The 15,825-nt window shown below is 62.3% G+C and carries 13 protein-coding genes; 12 read left to right on the top strand and 1 reads right to left on the bottom strand.

Features of this window, described 5'->3' with window-relative positions:
- Window positions 1–2 precede the first annotated feature (2 nt).
- The 8 genes from nuoL to WFR25_RS16710 all read left to right on the top strand — a co-directional run bounded on the left by nuoL (window position 3) and on the right by WFR25_RS16710 (window position 9,250).
- Window positions 3–2,054, top strand: a complete 2,052-nt coding sequence (gene nuoL, locus WFR25_RS16745; protein WP_336972430.1) for an NADH-quinone oxidoreductase subunit L — start codon at window positions 3–5, stop codon at window positions 2,052–2,054.
- Complete coding sequence (locus tag WFR25_RS16740; RefSeq protein ID WP_336972429.1) at window positions 2,054–3,607, top strand: NADH-quinone oxidoreductase subunit M; 1,554 nt, start codon at window positions 2,054–2,056, stop codon at window positions 3,605–3,607. The genes nuoL and WFR25_RS16740 overlap by 1 nt, the downstream gene beginning before the upstream one ends.
- On the top strand, window positions 3,607–5,043 hold the full coding sequence (nuoN, locus tag WFR25_RS16735) for an NADH-quinone oxidoreductase subunit NuoN (RefSeq protein WP_336972428.1): 1,437 nt from the start codon (window positions 3,607–3,609) through the stop codon (window positions 5,041–5,043). Before WFR25_RS16740 ends, nuoN begins: the two co-directional genes overlap by 1 nt.
- A 5-nt stretch (window positions 5,044–5,048) precedes the next feature.
- Window positions 5,049–5,747 carry a biotin--[acetyl-CoA-carboxylase] ligase gene (locus tag WFR25_RS16730; protein ID WP_336974923.1) on the top strand — a complete coding sequence of 233 codons (699 nt, stop codon included), beginning with the start codon at window positions 5,049–5,051 and terminating at the stop codon, window positions 5,745–5,747.
- 21 nt (window positions 5,748–5,768) lie between these two features.
- Entirely contained in the window at window positions 5,769–6,548 is a 780-nt protein-coding gene (locus WFR25_RS16725; protein WP_336972427.1) for a type III pantothenate kinase, read from the top strand.
- The gene (locus tag WFR25_RS16720) at window positions 6,548–8,185 is read left to right on the top strand and encodes a ribonuclease J (protein WP_336972426.1); all 1,638 of its coding nucleotides are present in this window, start codon (window positions 6,548–6,550) and stop codon (window positions 8,183–8,185) included. The genes WFR25_RS16725 and WFR25_RS16720 overlap by 1 nt, the downstream gene beginning before the upstream one ends.
- A gap of 11 nt (window positions 8,186–8,196) precedes the next feature.
- Window positions 8,197–8,460: a DUF1467 family protein gene (locus WFR25_RS16715; protein WP_336972425.1), complete on the top strand. Its 264-nt coding sequence runs from the start codon at window positions 8,197–8,199 to the stop codon at window positions 8,458–8,460.
- Window positions 8,461–8,530: 70 nt separating this feature from the next.
- The gene (locus tag WFR25_RS16710) at window positions 8,531–9,250 is read left to right on the top strand and encodes a DUF899 family protein (protein ID WP_336972423.1); all 720 of its coding nucleotides are present in this window, start codon (window positions 8,531–8,533) and stop codon (window positions 9,248–9,250) included.
- Between the two features lie 15 nt (window positions 9,251–9,265).
- Here WFR25_RS16710 and WFR25_RS16705 read toward each other — a convergent pair whose 3' ends face one another.
- The gene (locus WFR25_RS16705) at window positions 9,266–11,566 is read right to left on the bottom strand and encodes a coiled-coil domain-containing protein (RefSeq protein ID WP_336972421.1); all 2,301 of its coding nucleotides are present in this window, start codon (window positions 11,564–11,566) and stop codon (window positions 9,266–9,268) included.
- Window positions 11,567–11,645: 79 nt separating this feature from the next.
- Here WFR25_RS16705 and WFR25_RS16700 point away from each other — a divergent pair, with 79 nt between their 5' ends.
- The 4 genes from WFR25_RS16700 (at window position 11,646) to WFR25_RS16685 (ending at window position 15,771) form a co-directional block, all read left to right on the top strand.
- Window positions 11,646–11,948, top strand: coding sequence for an Hpt domain-containing protein (locus WFR25_RS16700; protein ID WP_336972420.1), 303 nt, complete (start codon window positions 11,646–11,648; stop codon window positions 11,946–11,948).
- Window positions 11,949–12,044: 96 nt separating this feature from the next.
- Window positions 12,045–13,232, top strand: a complete 1,188-nt coding sequence (locus tag WFR25_RS16695) for a hypothetical protein (RefSeq protein WP_336972418.1) — start codon at window positions 12,045–12,047, stop codon at window positions 13,230–13,232.
- 62 nt (window positions 13,233–13,294) lie between these two features.
- The gene (locus WFR25_RS16690; RefSeq protein WP_336972417.1) at window positions 13,295–14,383 is read left to right on the top strand and encodes a hypothetical protein; all 1,089 of its coding nucleotides are present in this window, start codon (window positions 13,295–13,297) and stop codon (window positions 14,381–14,383) included.
- A complete protein-coding gene (locus WFR25_RS16685; RefSeq protein ID WP_336972414.1) occupies window positions 14,383–15,771 on the top strand; it encodes a sensor histidine kinase in 1,389 nt (462 codons plus the stop codon). Before WFR25_RS16690 ends, WFR25_RS16685 begins: the two co-directional genes overlap by 1 nt.
- The last annotated feature ends 54 nt before the right edge of the window (window positions 15,772–15,825 follow it).

Here is a 15,825-nt window from a genome sequence, read left to right as displayed (position 1 = left end):
ACATGATCCAGCTTATCGTCCTTCTCCCGCTGCTCGCTGCTGCCATCGCCGGTCTTGGCAACAAGGCGATTGGAGCATTGCCGGCCAAGATCCTCACCACCGGGGCGCTGTTCGCGTCCTGCGCGATGAGTTGGCCGATCTTCCTTTCCTTCGTTCTGGGGGACGGGCAGGCCTATGTCGCGCCGCTGTTTACCTGGATTCAGTCAGGCAGCTTCGACGCTCAATGGGCGCTGCGTGTCGACACGATGACGGCGGTCATGCTGGTGGTCATCACCAGCGTGTCCAGCCTCGTTCATCTGTATAGCTGGGGCTATATGGACGAAGATCCGGATCAGCCGCGCTTCTTCGCCTATCTCTCGCTCTTCACCTTCGCGATGCTGATGCTCGTGACCGCGAACAATCTGCTCCAGATGTTCTTCGGCTGGGAAGGCGTGGGTCTGGCATCCTACCTCCTCATCGGCTTCTGGTTCCGTAAGCCCAGCGCCAACGCGGCCGCGATCAAGGCGTTCGTCGTCAACCGCGTCGGCGACCTTGGCTTCATGATGGGCATTTTCGGCACCTATCTGGTGTTCAATACCATCTCGATCCCGGAAATTCTGGAAATGGCGCCGTCGATGGCGGGTTCCACCATCGGGTTCCTCGGCCATCGCTTTGACACGATGACCATACTCTGCCTGCTGCTGTTCATCGGCGCGATGGGCAAGTCGGCGCAGCTTGGCCTCCATACCTGGCTGCCGGACGCGATGGAAGGCCCAACCCCGGTGTCGGCGCTGATCCACGCGGCGACCATGGTGACGGCAGGCGTGTTCATGGTGTGCCGCCTGTCACCGATGTTCGAGACATCGCCGACTGCGCTGGGCTTCGTGACCTTCATTGGCGCCGCGACCTGCCTGTTCGCCGCGACTGTCGGCACCGTGCAGACGGACATCAAGCGGGTCATCGCCTATTCGACCTGTTCGCAGCTTGGCTATATGTTCTTCGCCGCAGGCGTTGGCGCTTATGGCGCGGCGATGTTCCACCTGTTCACCCACGCCTTTTTCAAGGCGTTGCTGTTCCTGGGGGCAGGTTCGGTCATCCATGCGATGCACCATGAGCAGGACATGCGCTATTATGGCGGCCTTCGGAAGAAAATCCCGATCACCTTCTGGACGATGACGCTGGGCACGCTGGCCATCACCGGCGTCGGCCTGCCCCTCGTCGGCGTAGGTTTTGCGGGTTTCTATTCGAAGGACGGCATATTGGAGGCGGCCTATGCTGCGGGCGGATCGGGCATTGGCGCCTATCTGGTCGGCATCTTCGCTGCGTTGCTCACCAGCTTCTATAGCTGGCGGCTGGTATTCCTGACCTTCTTCGGTAAGCCCCGCTGGGCCGCTTCGGAGCATATCCAGCACGCGCTGCATGGCCATCATGAATCGCCTGATGAAGAGACGGCGCATGACAGCCACGCGCACGCCCATGATGACCATCACCATATTCCGGCGACGGGTGACGGTGGCTATCATCCGCACGAAAGCCCGTGGGTCATGCTGGTCCCGCTGATCGTGTTGAGCATTGGCGCGGTATTCGCGGGCTTTGCTTTCCACGACCAGTTTATCGGTCCCGAGGGCGGTGTGGAATTCTGGAAGGGCGCACTCGCGTTCGACAGCCACCTGATGCATGCGGCGCATGAAGTGCCGACATGGGTCAAGTTCGGACCGTTCGCGGTGATGCTGACCGGCCTGCTGATCGCTTGGCTCAGCTACATCAAGAATACCGACTGGCCGCAGCGTTTCGTCGCGCAGTTCGGGGTGTTGCATCAGTTCCTGCTCAACAAATGGTATTTTGACGAACTGTATAATGTGTTGTTCGTGAAGCCTGCCTTCGCCATCGGTCGCTTCTTCTGGAAGTTCGGTGATGTGGGCTTCATCGACCGCTTCGGGCCAAATGGCCTCGCCGCGCTGGTGGTGCAGGGCGGGAAGATCACCCGTCGGCTCCAGTCCGGCTATCTCTACACCTATGCGCTGGTGATGCTGATCGGGCTAGCCGCGGCCGCAACCTGGGCGATGACACGATAATGGACGGCTTTCCCCTCCTTTCCCTGATGATGGCCGTGCCGATGGCAGGCGCGATCGCCTGTCTGTTCGCGGACGCCAACAAGGCGCGCTGGATCGCTCTGGTCGCGACCCTGATCGACCTTGCCCTTGGCATCGTGCTTTGGGCCAGCTTTGACCAGTCGGGCAGTGCGCCCCAGTGGCAGTTCCAGGAATATGCGCCGATCTTCGGTCGCTTCGCCTGGGCGCTGGGGATCGACGGCATCGCCCTGATGCTAATCGCGCTCACCGTGTTCCTGATGCCGATCTGCATCGGCGCAAGCTGGAACGCGATCAACAAACGCGTCGGCGAATATATGGCGGCTTTCCTGTTCATGGAGGTGTTGATGATCGGCGTCTTCACCGCGCAGGATCTCTACCTCTTCTATATCATGTTCGAAGCCGGCCTGATCCCGATGTACCTGATCATCGGTATCTGGGGTGGCGCGGATCGTATCTACGCCAGCTACAAATTCTTCCTCTACACGCTGCTCGGCTCCGTGTTGATGCTGATCGCGATGATGTGGATGGTGCATGAGGCCGGGACGACCGAAATCCCGACGCTGATGGCCTATAATTTCGACCCGAAGATCCAGATATGGCTGTGGCTGGCCTTTTTCGCGAGCTTTGCGGTCAAGATGCCGATGTGGCCGGTTCACACCTGGTTGCCCGATGCACATGTTCAGGCGCCGACGGCTGGCTCGGTCATTCTGGCGGGCGTGCTGCTGAAAATGGGTGGCTACGGCTTCATCCGCTTCTCACTGCCGATGTTCCCGGATGCGTCCGCGCAGTTGGCGCCGCTGGTCTGGGGCCTGTCGATGGTGGCGGTGGTGTACACCAGCCTCGTCGCGCTGGTGCAGTCCGACATGAAGAAGCTGATCGCCTATTCCTCGGTCGCGCATATGGGCATCGTGACGGTCGGCCTGTTCGCCTTCAACCAGGCGGGTATCGAAGGCGCGATGATGGTGATGCTGGGCCACGGTCTGGTTGCGGGTGCGCTGTTCCTTTGCGTCGGTGTCATCTACGATCGCCTGCATACTCGCGAAATTAATCGCTATGGCGGCCTGTCAATCAACATGCCCCAATATGCGGTGCTGTTCCTGTTCTTCACCATGGCATCGGTGGGTCTTCCGGGCACCAGCAACTTTGTCGGCGAATTTCTGGCCCTGATGGGCGTATATCAGGCATCGAGCTGGGTAGCGCTGGTCTGCACCACAGGCATCATCCTGGGCGCGGCCTATATGCTCTACCTCTATCGCCGCATCTGTTATGGCGAACAGGTTAATGCCGATGCCGCCGCGATGCCCGACCTGTCGGGACGCGAGCTGTGGCTGCTGGCGCCGATCGCCGCGGTCGTGCTGTGGATGGGCGTCTATCCAGAAAGCTTCCTTGCGCCCATGCGGCCTGACATTCAGGCGCTGGAAGCGCGGTTGGCGCCTGCTGCGCCTGCCGGGGATTCCAAGATCAAGATGGGTGCGCCCAAGCCTGCGGGAGAAGCGCATCATGAAGTCGAAGCAGCGCACGGGGGCGCACATTAATGGTTGATTCTGCTTCCCTGCTTGCCGTCATGCCTGAGTTGGTGCTGACGCTGGGCGGCCTGATCCTGCTGATGGTTGCCGCCTATGCGGGCGATCGGGTGACCCCTGCGATCAATGCACTGTCGGTGTTGGTGCTGGCCGGGGCGGGCATGGCGCTCGCCTGTTCGCTGGCGCATGGGCCGGACGCTTTTGATGGCCTGTACCGTGCCGACGCCTTTTCGGTCTTCGCCAAGGCGCTGATCTATGGTGCGGCGGCTTTTTCGATCCTGCTGGCTCCACGCTTCTTCATCGCGGACGGGGTCTTGCGCGCCGAATATCCGATCCTGATCCTGTTCGCGTCGATCGGCATGGGCATGATGGTGTCGGCGGGTGACATGTTGACCCTCTATGTCGGTCTGGAGATGAACAGCCTGGCCGCCTATGTGCTTGCCAGCTTCATGCGTCAGGATGAGCGTTCGTCCGAAGCGGGCCTTAAATATTTCGTGCTTGGGTCTTTGGCCAGCGGCATCCTGCTCTACGGCATTTCGCTCCTCTATGGTTTTACCGGCAGCACCAGCTTCGATGGCATTGCCATCGCCATGGGTGACGGGCTGTCGAAGGGCGAGATTTTCGGCATGGCGTTCGTGCTGTCGGGGCTGGCGTTCAAGATCAGCGCGGTGCCGTTCCATATGTGGACGCCTGACGTCTATGAAGGCGCGCCGACCCCGGTCACGACCTTCTTCGCCAGCGCGCCCAAGGTGGCGGCGATCGGCCTGACCGTTCGCGTCGCAATCGAGGCGCTGGGGCCTGCGGGCCTTGCCTGGCAGCAGATCGTGATCTTTGTCGCTTTGGTGTCCATCATCTTCGGCGCAGTTGCCGCCATCGGCCAGACCAATATCAAACGCCTGATGGCCTATTCGTCGATCAACAATGTCGGCTTTGCGCTGATCGGTCTGGCGGCGGCCACCCCCGCCGGTGTCGCCGCGACGATGAGCTATATGGCCATCTATGTCGTGATGACGCTGGGCGCCTTTGCCTGCGTACTCCAGATGCGCGATGCGGAAGGTCGTCCGGTCGAGACGATCGCCAGCCTGTCTGGCCTGTCCCAGTCGCGCAAAGGGCTGGCGGCTTGCTACGCTATCTTCATGTTTTCGATGGCGGGTATCCCGCCGCTGTTTGGCTTCTGGGCGAAGTTCCTGGTGTTTGAAGCTGCCGTTGCCGCAAATCTGACCGCGTTGGCCGCGATCGGCATCGCAGCTTCGGTGATCGGCGCCTATTATTATCTCAAGATCATCAAGACGATCTATTTCGACGAGCCGGCCGCCGCCTATGAGGCGAAGGGCGGGGCGGTCGAGCGGATCATCATGACGGCCTGTGCCGTTGTGATCGTGCTGGGCTATCTGCTGAACCCGATGCTCGATAAGGCAAGTGCGGCGGCGGCGGCGTCGTTGTTCTGATCGACATCCGCTTCGTTGAAGAAACCGGATCGAGCAATGCTGATCTGACGGCGTTGGCGATCGATGGCGCCGCTGATGGGACATGGCTGCGCGCGGGACGTCAGATTGGCGGACGCGGGCGGCTGGGCCGAAGCTGGGAAAGCCCGGAAGGTAATCTCCACGCGTCCACGCTGGTGCGGTTGCGGCCCGGTGATCCCTTGGCGCCGACTCTGGCGCTGGTCGCGGCGGTTGCTGTTCATGCGTTGGTCGCACCGCTTTTGCCCAATGGCGCGCGGATCAAATGGCCCAATGACATATTGGTCGGTGAAGCCAAGCTGGCTGGCATCCTGCTGGAGCGGACCGGCGATGCGGTCATCGTGGGCATCGGTATCAATGTCACGGGCTTCCCGGCGAAGCTGGACCGCCCGGTGACGAGCCTGTGGCACGAGGGCGCGGTGGAAGCTGATGCGGCAACACTGACGGTGCGACTGGCGGAATTGTTCGCGCACTGGCTGTCTATCTGGCGGGGGCAGGGGATTGCGCCGGTGCGCGCCCAATGGCTCGCCAATGCCTATGCCAGGGGCACGCCGATGCGCGTTGTCCTGCCCGATGGCGGCAAGGTGGAAGGGCAATTCGATACGCTGGACGCACAAGGGACACTCATCCTGCGCTTGGCGAATGGCGATGCCCATGCCATTCATGCCGGTGATATTTTCCTGATCTGAACCTTTCGGAGCTACGGAGCCATGCTTCTCGCCATCGACGCGGGCAATACCAATGTCGTTTTCGCACTGCTGGAGGGACGGGATATCCGCGCCCGCTGGCGGATCGCCACCGACCCGCGCCGGACGGCGGATGAATATGCGGTGTGGCTCAACCAACTGTTGATGCTGGAAGGCTTTGCGCTGCGCGATGTCGATGCGGTCATCATCGCGACAGTCGTGCCGCGCGCGCTTCATAACCTACAGGTGCTGGCGGAAAAATATTTCAAGACGACCCCGTTGATCGCCGGACAGCCGCCGGTGGATTGGGGCATAGAACTAGATGTGGCCGAACCGGGATCGGTCGGCGCGGACCGCGTTGTAAATGTCATCGGGGCGCACCATTTGTACGAAGGTGATTTGATCATCATCGATTTCGGTACGGCGACGACGTTCGATGTCGTGGATTATCACGGTACCTATAAGGGTGGCATCATCGCGCCTGGCATCAATCTGTCGCTGGATGCGCTGGTGAGTGCGGCGGCGAAACTGCCCAAGATTGCGATCGCCCCACCGGAGAATCGGTCGGTAATCGGTCGGACGACAGAAGCGCAGATGCATATTGGCGTCTTCTGGGGCTATGTAGCGATGATGGAAGGGCTGGTCGCGCGGATGCGGAGCGAGATCGGTCGACCGACAAGAGTGATTTCGACGGGGGGCCTGGCGGTCCTCTTCAATGATAACAGCGATATTTTCGATGCGATCGCGCCGGATCTGACGGTTCAGGGCCTCGCGCTGATGCACGAACGGAGTTTGAAGACATAATGAAACCCAAAGATGAGCTGCTCTTCCTGGCCCTGGGCGGGTCGGGTGAGATCGGCATGAATGTTAATCTCTATGGTTGCCAGGGCAAGTGGGTGATGGTTGATCTGGGCCTGACCTTCGCTGATCCCAATTATCCGGGCGTGGAACTGATCCTGCCTGACCTCGCCTTTATCGAGGAACGGCGCGACGACTTGCTCGGCATCGTCCTCACACATGGGCATGAGGACCATATCGGCGCGATCCCCTATCTGGCGGCCGATCTGGGCGTGCCACTCTATGCGACGCCGTTTACCGCCAACCTCATCCGGCTGAAGCTGGAAGAGGAGGGGTTGAGCAAGGACGTTGAACTCAATGTCATCGACAATGAGGGCAGTTTCGAACTCGGGCCGTTCGGCTTCCGCTATGTGCCGCTGGCGCATTCGATCCCCGAAGGGAACGCGCTGCTGATCGATACGCCGCATGGCAGGATTTTCCACACCGGGGACTGGAAGCTGGACGACCGACCGTTACTGGGTGTGCCCTCGACCCCGGCACAGTTGACCGCGATCGGCGATGAGGGCGTGCTGGCGCTGGTGTGCGACAGTACCAATGCGTTCAACAATGACGCCAGCGGGTCTGAATTCGACGTGCGCGAAGGGTTGATGCAGACCATCGCGGGCGCCAAGGGGCGGGTGCTGGTGACGACCTTCGCGTCCAACGCGGCGCGGGTGCAGACGCTGGGGGAGGTTGCAAAAGCGACCGGGCGCACGCTGTGCGTTGCGGGCCGTTCGCTCGACCGAATCATCGGTGCGGCGAAGGCTGTCGGTTATCTCAAGGACTTTCCGCCGACGGTGGACTGGGAGGCGGCGATGAAGCTGCCCCGGAACGAAGTAATGATCGTCGCCACCGGCGGACAGGGCGAAGCGCGCGCAGCGCTGGCGCGGATCGCGTTCGACAGCCATCCGATCAAGTTGGCGATGGGCGACACGGTCGTTTTCTCCTCCAAGCAGATACCGGGCAATGAAATCGCCATCGGCCGCATCCAGAATGCGCTGGCGACGGCGGGCGTGGTGATGGTGACGGATCGGCAGGCAGAGGTCCATGTGTCGGGCCATCCCGGGCGGCCAGAACTGGAGGCCATGTATGGCTGGATACGGCCTGAGTTGCTATTGCCGGTCCATGGCGAGCGGCGCCACATGGCCGAACAGGCGCGGCTGGGGCTGGCGAGCGGCATTGGGCAAGCCTTGGTTCAGTCCAATGGCGACCTTATCCGACTTGCGCCGGGAACACCCACGATCATCGGCAATGAGGATACCGGCAGGCTGGTGCTCGACGGCGACGTCATTCTGCCTGCCGACGGTCAGACGATGAACGAGCGGCGCAAGGTTGCGTTGCATGGACAGATCAGCGTGGCGGTGGCGATTGATGGCAAGGGGCGACTAGTCGGTCAGCCTGAGCTTCGAACGCAAGGTGTCCCGGTGGAAGAGGACAAAGCCAATTTCCTGGCGGAAGCCGCCAAGGAAGCCGCCGCGACCATCCCCAAGGGATCGCTGGAGATTGAGGCGTTGCGCGAACGCGTAAGGCTGGCCGTGCGGCGGACCGCGAGCCGCTGGACTGGCAAGAAGCCGATAGTGGACGTGCTGATCGTCAGGGCGTAAGCGCTGATCCCATGAACTGGTTTGCGATCTTTGCCATCTATGCGCTGTTCTGGGTGATCAGCGCTTTCATCGCCCTGCCTTTTGGCTTGCAGACACCGGATGAAAGCGGTGAGGTGCTGGTCAAGGGGCAGGCGGACAGCGCGCCCAGCAATTTCCGGCCGGGGCGAGTGGCGCTCCGCGCGACGATTCTGTCGGCGGTGCTGTTCGGCCTCTATTACGCCAATTATGTCGAAGGTTGGGTGACTATGGAAAGCCTGATTCGACTGGGACGCTGAGAGCGGCGGGAAACAGACAAGGGAATCGCGCGTTGGACGTCCGGCGGATTTTATCCGGAGGATCTGACATATGGCGCATCTATCCTACCCGAACGAGACGAACGGCTATCGAGCCGCGCGCAATGCATTGCTAGAGGCGGAGATTGCGCTGAGGGCGCAGATCGAGGCGGTCGCGGCGCAACGCCGCACTCTGCCACCCGGTGGCGAGATACCTCAAGACTATCCCTTTGAACGGATCGGCGACAATGCCCGGCCCGAATTGGTGCCGATGTCCACATTGTTCGGTGCCCATGATACGCTCATTCTTTATAGCTTCATGTACGGACCTGACCGGAATACTCCCTGTTCCGGATGTACGCATCTTCTGGATTCGATGGAAGGCGCGGCCCGGCACATCGGGCAGCGGGCCAGCCTCTATATCGTTGCCAAGTCGCCTATCGCCCGTCTGGTCGCCTGGGCGAGTGAGCGTGGTTGGGATCATCTGCGGTTCGTTTCAACCGCCGGGAACAGCTATGATGCGGACTATTTTGGGGACACGTCCAAGTTGCCCGCTCCGATGCGCAAGGCACATGGGGTGCCGGATGGGCAGGATTGGGACGAGACGATCTATAATGTTTTTCGGCGCGAGGGCAGAAAGATCAGGCATTTTTGGGGCAGCGAAATGTCCTTCGTACCCGGTGAGGCCGGCCAGCATCACAGATCAGGGGACTTGACCAATGCTCTATGGGGGCTGCTCGACATGACCCCGGAGGGACGGAGCGATTTCTTTCCGAAGGTCAAATATGATTGACGCGGTCGGCGGTTGTTACTGCCGCAGCCGCTCTATGGCTTGCGCCAGCGCCACATAGAGTTTGCCCATGTCCGACGACAGGATGGCGACGCCAAGCGCGTTGCCGTCGCGGGCGGAGAGGATGATCCGCAACATTGATTCGAAATCGTGGATGTAGCGGTTCACATGATCGCGGAATTCGGCATCTGCGTCATAATGCGCCGCTATTTCGCGTGATTCTCCAGCGTCGAGTAGCTTGACGGCGCGACGGGTGAAGACGCCTCTGTCGCCCTTCAGATAGGCGGCCCAACTGGCATCGGTGACGTCGTTCGACATCAGCTTTGCCACGTCGATAGAGGTGCTGTTGAGCGATTCGATCAGCAGGGCTGAGCGGCGGGCGAAATTGTCGCGGTCGCGTGCTTCCGATGCTCGTTCGGCTTCCTCGATCCGCTGTTCGATCGTAGCGCTGGTGTCGGATATGGTCAGCAACTGGCGCATCAGGCGGTCGGAAGCCTGGTGCGCAGCCTTGACCGCCTCCTCGGCGACCTTGGCCACCTGTTCGATCTGGGCGGTGACGCGATCGCCGATGGCGCGCTGCATCGCTTCTTCGCTGGCGTCGGAAAGGGCCTGAGCGGCCTCTGGAATGGCGCGGCCCAGCGCCTGGCGTGCTCGCTCGGCAGCCTGATCGGCGGTATCCTTGACGCGCAGCAGGGCCGTGATGAGCAATGGCCCGGCGCCATCGGTAATCCGGGTCGCTCCCTGGTGGGCAGCGTCCAGCGCAAGTCGGAGATCCTCGACCTTCTCGCGATTGGCTTCCAGCCCGCCCTGCGTACTTTCCAGCCATTCGGTCAGGCGACGGCCCTGTCCGCGCAGCAATTCCTCGGATTCGTGCGTGCGGCCAAGCAGGGCCTCGGAAATCGCCTCCAGCCGCTCGAACTCGGGCGCGGTGCTGTCCAGCAGCGCACGGGTCAGGTCGAGTCGCTCGTCGAAGCGCCGGAGCGCCTTCGGGAAGGTTTCATCCAGTTCGCGCGCACTGGAATCGAGCGCGACCAGCAGGGTTTCGGTGCAGCCGATCAGCTTTTCGGTGTTGGCGCCGCCCGAGGCAAGCGCGCCGTCGATCCGCTGGGTTTCTGCCGTTAGATGGGCAAGCGCAGTGGTTAATCGTTCGCTGCGGGCGAGCGCATCGCCCTCCAGCGCAGCAAAACGCGCCTGGGTCGCGCCGATCGTATCGTCGAGCGAGGCGCCGAGTCCCGAAACCAACGCCTGCTGCCCTTCGATCAGGCCGTTGATCTGGTGCAGGCGATTTTCGACATCGTTGGCGGTATCGGCGAGTGAGGCGACGGCGTTGCTGCTGACCGCGGTCAGTTCCTGCTGCGAACGATCCACCAGTGCTTCAAGTGCCTGAGCTTGTGCTTGCAACCCCGTGCTGGTCACGTCCAGCGCAGTGCGCGCGCCCTTCAGCGCAATGTCGATCCGTCCGGCGGCAAGATCGGCGAGGCCCGTGACCTCATCGGAAGCCGTGCGCGTCGATTCCTGAAGCTGCGAAAGCTGACTGGTTAGGCTCTTGGTCGCGGCAAGCGTGCGGGAGCGGGCCTCATCCGACAATTCGGTCAACGCATGGAGGCGCGATTCGAGCGTGTCGATTCTTTCGGACAGGGCATGCCCATTGTCCATGAGCTGCCCGGCCATACGGCTCGCGCGCTCCTCCAGTTCAGGCATGGTGCGGATCAGGGCGTCCATGCGGACGGCAAGATCAAGACCTGCCTGCTGCGCGGCGGCGGCGCTTTGCGCGGTGAGTGTGGCGCGTCCGGATATGATTTCGGCCGACGCCTCCATATTGGCGCTGGCGACCGAGCCATAATCATCAAGTTCCGCTGCCTGATCCTGCATCGCCTGGCGCGCCGTTGCGAGCTGCGCGGTGATGCGGCCAAGCCGTGCTTCCAGCAGGTCGGCTTCGACTCGCAGGGCGCGGGAGGTGTCGAGATAGCGGCCCGATTCGGTGCGACTGTTGCGCACGAGCAGGAGATAGGCGACAGCCAGCATGATCAGCGGGACAAACAGGGTCGCGACCATGGCGGGCAGGGCGGTGGGCGCGGGCAGCGGCTGCCCTGCGCCATACATCGCCCAGCCACAAAAGGCGACCCATGCGAGGCCGATGACGGACAGCGTGACCCGCGTGCGCTGGATTGATCGCATCGCACCATCGAGGGCTTCGTCATCCGCCTCTGTGATCTCCAATACGGCCTGATCCAACAGCAGAATCTCTTCCTCGCGCGCTGATCCAGCGTGTTGCGAGTCTTGGTGACGTCCGAATTCGACTATTTTTCCCCCGGTCATGCAAACATCCTAACAGGTTTTCCCGGTCTCGAAATGGCCTTGTTACCAAAAGTTAAGAGAAGTGCGATAAGTTGAGGCAATGTCCTACGATCCCGGAGCTCTGAACGCGGCCTTGGCTGCCGCTGTTGGCGAAGACAGTGTGCTGATCGCGGACCTGCGCATAGCCTTCATGGAAAGCGCCGCCCGACAGATCGACCTGATGAGTCGTGCGCGGTGCGACGCGAACTGGGAATTGGCGGCCTGGCGGCTGAAAGGGCTGGCTGCGAGTTTTGGGGTCAATGGATTGATCGCGCTCGCCGATGAAGCGGTGGCAAGCGCGCCCGGCGACCCCATCATGCTACGCCGTCTGCGCGCGGCGCTGGCCGCGCTCGGACAGGGCTGATTTCACCGCAGACTTCGCATGCGCAACCGATGCTTGCGTGATGGCTTCACGCTTGCGAAAAGGCCGATCACATAATGATCGGGTCACCATAACATAATGTCCTTCGCGGCCATCCTTAGCGCGAGCAAACTTTCCGCCGACGCGGGCGGGGTATTGCGCGCCAATCTGCATTTCGCTGGCCAGAGTCTGGTGGAATATCAGGCGCGGCAAGCCAGCCGGGCGGGCGCGAGCGCGATCCTGATTCTGGTTAGCGCGGTCACACCGCAACTGAGCCAGGCCATCGACCGGCTGAGTGCTGACGGGATCGCCGTGACCTTGATCCGCGACATGGTGACACTGGTGCGCGATGCGCCGCGTGACCGCGACATGCTGCTGGTGGCGGACGGCGCGGTTGTGGGACAGGCCTATTATGATGCCATTGGCCAGTTGAATGCGGGGCAGTCTGGCGGTAATGTGTTGCTGGTTGCCGACGACAGCCGGGCGAGCGCCCCGTTCGAGCGCATCGACGCCGGGCAGCGTTGGGCCGGTTTGGCGCGAGTGACGCCTGACCTGCTGTTCGGCACGATCGACATGATTGGCGACTGGGATCTGGAACTGACGCTGGTGCGTGCGGCGGTCCAGGCGGGCGCCCGTCGGATCACCATACCGCAGGAAGATCTGATGGAAGGCCGGGTGGCGCTGGTCGAAGGGCAGCCGCAGGCGGACCTGGTCGCCCGCGCCGCCATCAGTGGTCCCGGCGGCGATGGCGAAGTGCTGGAGGGCGGTGTCGAACATTATGCATTGTCCCGCATGGCGACCATGTTGGCGCCGCTGCTGATGCGGAGCCAGGTGCCTGCAATGCAGACACGTATTGCCGGGATCGCGTTGGCGACGGTTGGCCTGGTGCCGATCCAGTTGGGCTGGCGGGCGACCGGCCTGCTGCTGCTGCTCGTGAGTCTGACCCTGCATCTGGCGGCGGACCGGCTGGAGGAAATGGCGCTGCGTGTGCGGCCTGTCGGAATTATCGCTTTTGCAGTGCCAGCCCTTGTTCTGATCGGTATCGGTCTGGTCGACGGGGGTTTTTCAGCGCTGTATCTCATTTTGCTACTGGGCATTGTGGCCGTAGCGATCCGTTGGGGGCGAACAGGGCAGGTGCGGCCGTGGATGCTGTTCACTCCGGGCAGCGCTGCGTTGTTGCTGCTGGTCGCTGGGCTATTGGGGAGCCTGCTCGAAGGGTTGATGCTGGCGATGCTAGCGGCGATTGTCAGCCTTGGTGCGATCGTGCTGCATCGACCTGCTCCCTGAAGATTTTCGCCCGGCGATTGAGGTTTAGGGCATATTAAGGACGTGCGACTATGGTCGCGGTCATGAGCGCTCCTTTCCCTATCGGTCCGGCAATGACGGATGGCTGGCCGATGACATCGATCATCGCCGGCGCATCGACCGCGCCTATGGCCCATGCCATCGATCTGGCGCGCCTGTTCGGCGGGCAGGGCGATAGCTGGTCCGATGCGCTGGTCAGCGAGACGCGCCGCCAGCTTGGTGGGTGCGTAAGCGCTGTTGAGACGGGGCTGAGGTTGACGCTGGAGCAGGATGCGCGGATTGCGACAGCGCTCGGCGCTTTGCCGCCCACGCTTGTCTGGCCAATAGTGCTTTCCAATCCCGGCATGATCAGTCCGCTGCTGCTGACGCATATGCGGATGCGGGCGGGGCTTGCCCTGCTGTTGCGGCAAGTGGGGCATGCCGATCTTAGCGAGGATATGGACGATGCGGGGGGGGCGATCCATTTTTCCTCCGACCCTGATTCCGATATCCGGCACGCGGCCATCGAACTGGCAATGGCCGAAGGACGCTGGGCGATGGTGGGGGCGGAGGATCAGCCCATCCGCCCTGATGTGCCCGCAGAGCAGTTTTTCGAGCTTATATGGATGACGGCTGCGGCGCTGGGGGCTGCGGTGATGCGAAGCGGGTTGGTCCCCAGTGCTGTCGCGATGGCTGCGGTGCAGGAAGCGGCCCGTGCGGCGCTTGCCCGGCATGATGAAAGGCAGGGCGCTCTGGCGGTTGCCGATCGGCTGGTTTGGCGGCTGGGCGCGCGCGCCGATGCACCGGACCTGTTGGGGCAAGCGCTGGTGGCGCGCCGACATCTGCTGTTCGCGGCCCTGGCGGCGCGGCATTTGCGCGTCGAGACTGGGCGGTTGGCTCAGGCATTGGTTGCTGGACCGATCGGGCATGTCGCCGCCATTTGTCATACGCTGGGGGGATCGGCGCCCGATTATCGACATCTTCTGCTGGCGTTGCGGCCCGTGCGCCCGACCCTGAGCGATGCGAGAATTCTGGCATTGGCGGCGGATTATGGTGCCATGGACGACGCTCAGGCGGATGGGATCATCGCCGAGTTGCGTGCGCCAGAAGAATTAAGTGCAAAAATGGCTCTGCTGACGCCAAAGGCTGACTGATGCCCCTTGCCGCGCCTTCCCCGATTCTGCGAGCAACCGTTTCGGCGGACGGCAGGCTGCTCAGCGCGGATGCGTTGATTGCCGCGTTGCAGACGGAGGCAGGCGGCGTCGCGGACGGGGTGCTGGCGGTGCCGCAGCTTGCGGCGATCGCCCGGTTGGCGGCGCGGCTGGAAATCGTGGTTTCCCGTCCGATTGTTGCGGCGACCGGTACACGCGATATCGATATGTGGGTCCAGGCAAAGCCGGAGGGCGGTGCGGTGGAGATTTCGATCATCGACTGGCGCGAGCGGGCGAGCATAGTTGTGGCAGTGGCCGACGACGCGCGAGGCATTGATTTGGCCGCGACGGGGGACGGATGGGGCTGGCAGATCGATACGCATTTGCGATTCGAGATGGTGGTCGATGGCGAGGGAGCGGCTGGCGCACCGCCGATACCAGCGCCAGAGGCAGGCAGTCGTTTTTCGGCCTATTTCCGTCTGGCGCCCGATGCCGAGGGCGAATTGCCAATTCTTCAGGCCTTCACGCAGCGGAGCGCCTTCAGCGGGCAGCCCGCGACCCTGGCGCATGACAAGGGTGCAAGCATCCTGCTATCCGGTTTCCCTTTGTTCGACATGGCGGGGCGGCTGTCGGGCTATCGCGGCAAGGCTGTGTCGGCAGAGGTAGATACGGAAACGAACGCCAGCGCCAGCACGCCCGAGCCGTTCGACGCCGGGCATGGCCTGGTTTTTGGCCGGCGACTGGATCGGTCGCTGCGCCAGCCTTTGGGGCGCATCATCGCCAATGCCGACACGATCAGCGCGCAACGGGATGGGCCATTACGCCCGGACTATGCGGGCTATGCGCATGACATTGCGGCTGCGGGGCGGCATCTTCTGGCGCTGGTCGACGACCTTGCCGACTTGCAGGCCATCGATAGGCCTGATTTCACCGTGGCGACGGAAGAGGTTGATCTAGCCGATCTCGCGCGGCGGGCGGCTGGCCTGCTGGGCGTGAAGGCGATGGACCGGCGGATCGCGATCGATGCGCCAACCGCTGAGGAATCCGTTCTCGCCGTGGGCGAATTTCGGCGGACCCTGCAGATATTGGTCAACCTGATCGGCAATGCGGTACGCTATTCACCCGAAGGATCGCAGGTTTGGGTTCGGGTCGATCGCGGTGATACGCAGGCTCTGGTGGTCGTTACCGATCAAGGGCCGGGTATCGCCGTGGATGCTCAGGACCGGATATTCGATAAGTTTGAGCGGCTGGGGCGTGACGAGGCGGGGGGAAGTGGCCTTGGCCTCTATATTTCTCGTCAGTTAGCGCGAGCGATGGGCGGCGATATTGCTGTTGAAAGCGTACCGGGGCAAGGCGCGCGCTTCATTCTGACGCTGCCAGGCGACGGATAGGATGGCCCCCTGACTTGAGGGATGCTGCCAGTCCAAACGAAAACGGCGCCCCGA

Origin of the sequence: Sphingobium aromaticiconvertens (assembly GCF_037154075.1) — a bacterium.
Classification (GTDB): domain Bacteria; phylum Pseudomonadota; class Alphaproteobacteria; order Sphingomonadales; family Sphingomonadaceae; genus Sphingobium; species Sphingobium aromaticiconvertens.
This window is presented reverse-complemented; position numbering and strand designations above follow the sequence as displayed.

Excerpts from the sequence above, each read along its gene's own strand:
- nuoL (WP_336972430.1), top strand. The coding sequence starts at position 3 with ATGATCCAGCTTATCGTCCTTCTCCCGCTGCTCGCTGCTGCCATCGCC.
- WFR25_RS16740 (WP_336972429.1), top strand. The coding sequence starts at position 2,054 with ATGGACGGCTTTCCCCTCCTTTCCCTGATGATGGCCGTGCCGATGGCA.
- nuoN (WP_336972428.1), top strand. The coding sequence starts at position 3,607 with ATGGTTGATTCTGCTTCCCTGCTTGCCGTCATGCCTGAGTTGGTGCTG.
- WFR25_RS16725 (WP_336972427.1), top strand. The coding sequence starts at position 5,769 with ATGCTTCTCGCCATCGACGCGGGCAATACCAATGTCGTTTTCGCACTG.
- WFR25_RS16720 (WP_336972426.1), top strand. The coding sequence starts at position 6,548 with ATGAAACCCAAAGATGAGCTGCTCTTCCTGGCCCTGGGCGGGTCGGGT.
- WFR25_RS16715 (WP_336972425.1), top strand. The coding sequence starts at position 8,197 with ATGAACTGGTTTGCGATCTTTGCCATCTATGCGCTGTTCTGGGTGATC.
- WFR25_RS16710 (WP_336972423.1), top strand. The coding sequence starts at position 8,531 with ATGGCGCATCTATCCTACCCGAACGAGACGAACGGCTATCGAGCCGCG.
- WFR25_RS16705 (WP_336972421.1), bottom strand. The coding sequence starts at position 11,566 with ATGACCGGGGGAAAAATAGTCGAATTCGGACGTCACCAAGACTCGCAA.
- WFR25_RS16700 (WP_336972420.1), top strand. The coding sequence starts at position 11,646 with ATGTCCTACGATCCCGGAGCTCTGAACGCGGCCTTGGCTGCCGCTGTT.
- WFR25_RS16695 (WP_336972418.1), top strand. The coding sequence starts at position 12,045 with ATGTCCTTCGCGGCCATCCTTAGCGCGAGCAAACTTTCCGCCGACGCG.
- WFR25_RS16690 (WP_336972417.1), top strand. The coding sequence starts at position 13,295 with ATGAGCGCTCCTTTCCCTATCGGTCCGGCAATGACGGATGGCTGGCCG.
- WFR25_RS16685 (WP_336972414.1), top strand. The coding sequence starts at position 14,383 with ATGCCCCTTGCCGCGCCTTCCCCGATTCTGCGAGCAACCGTTTCGGCG.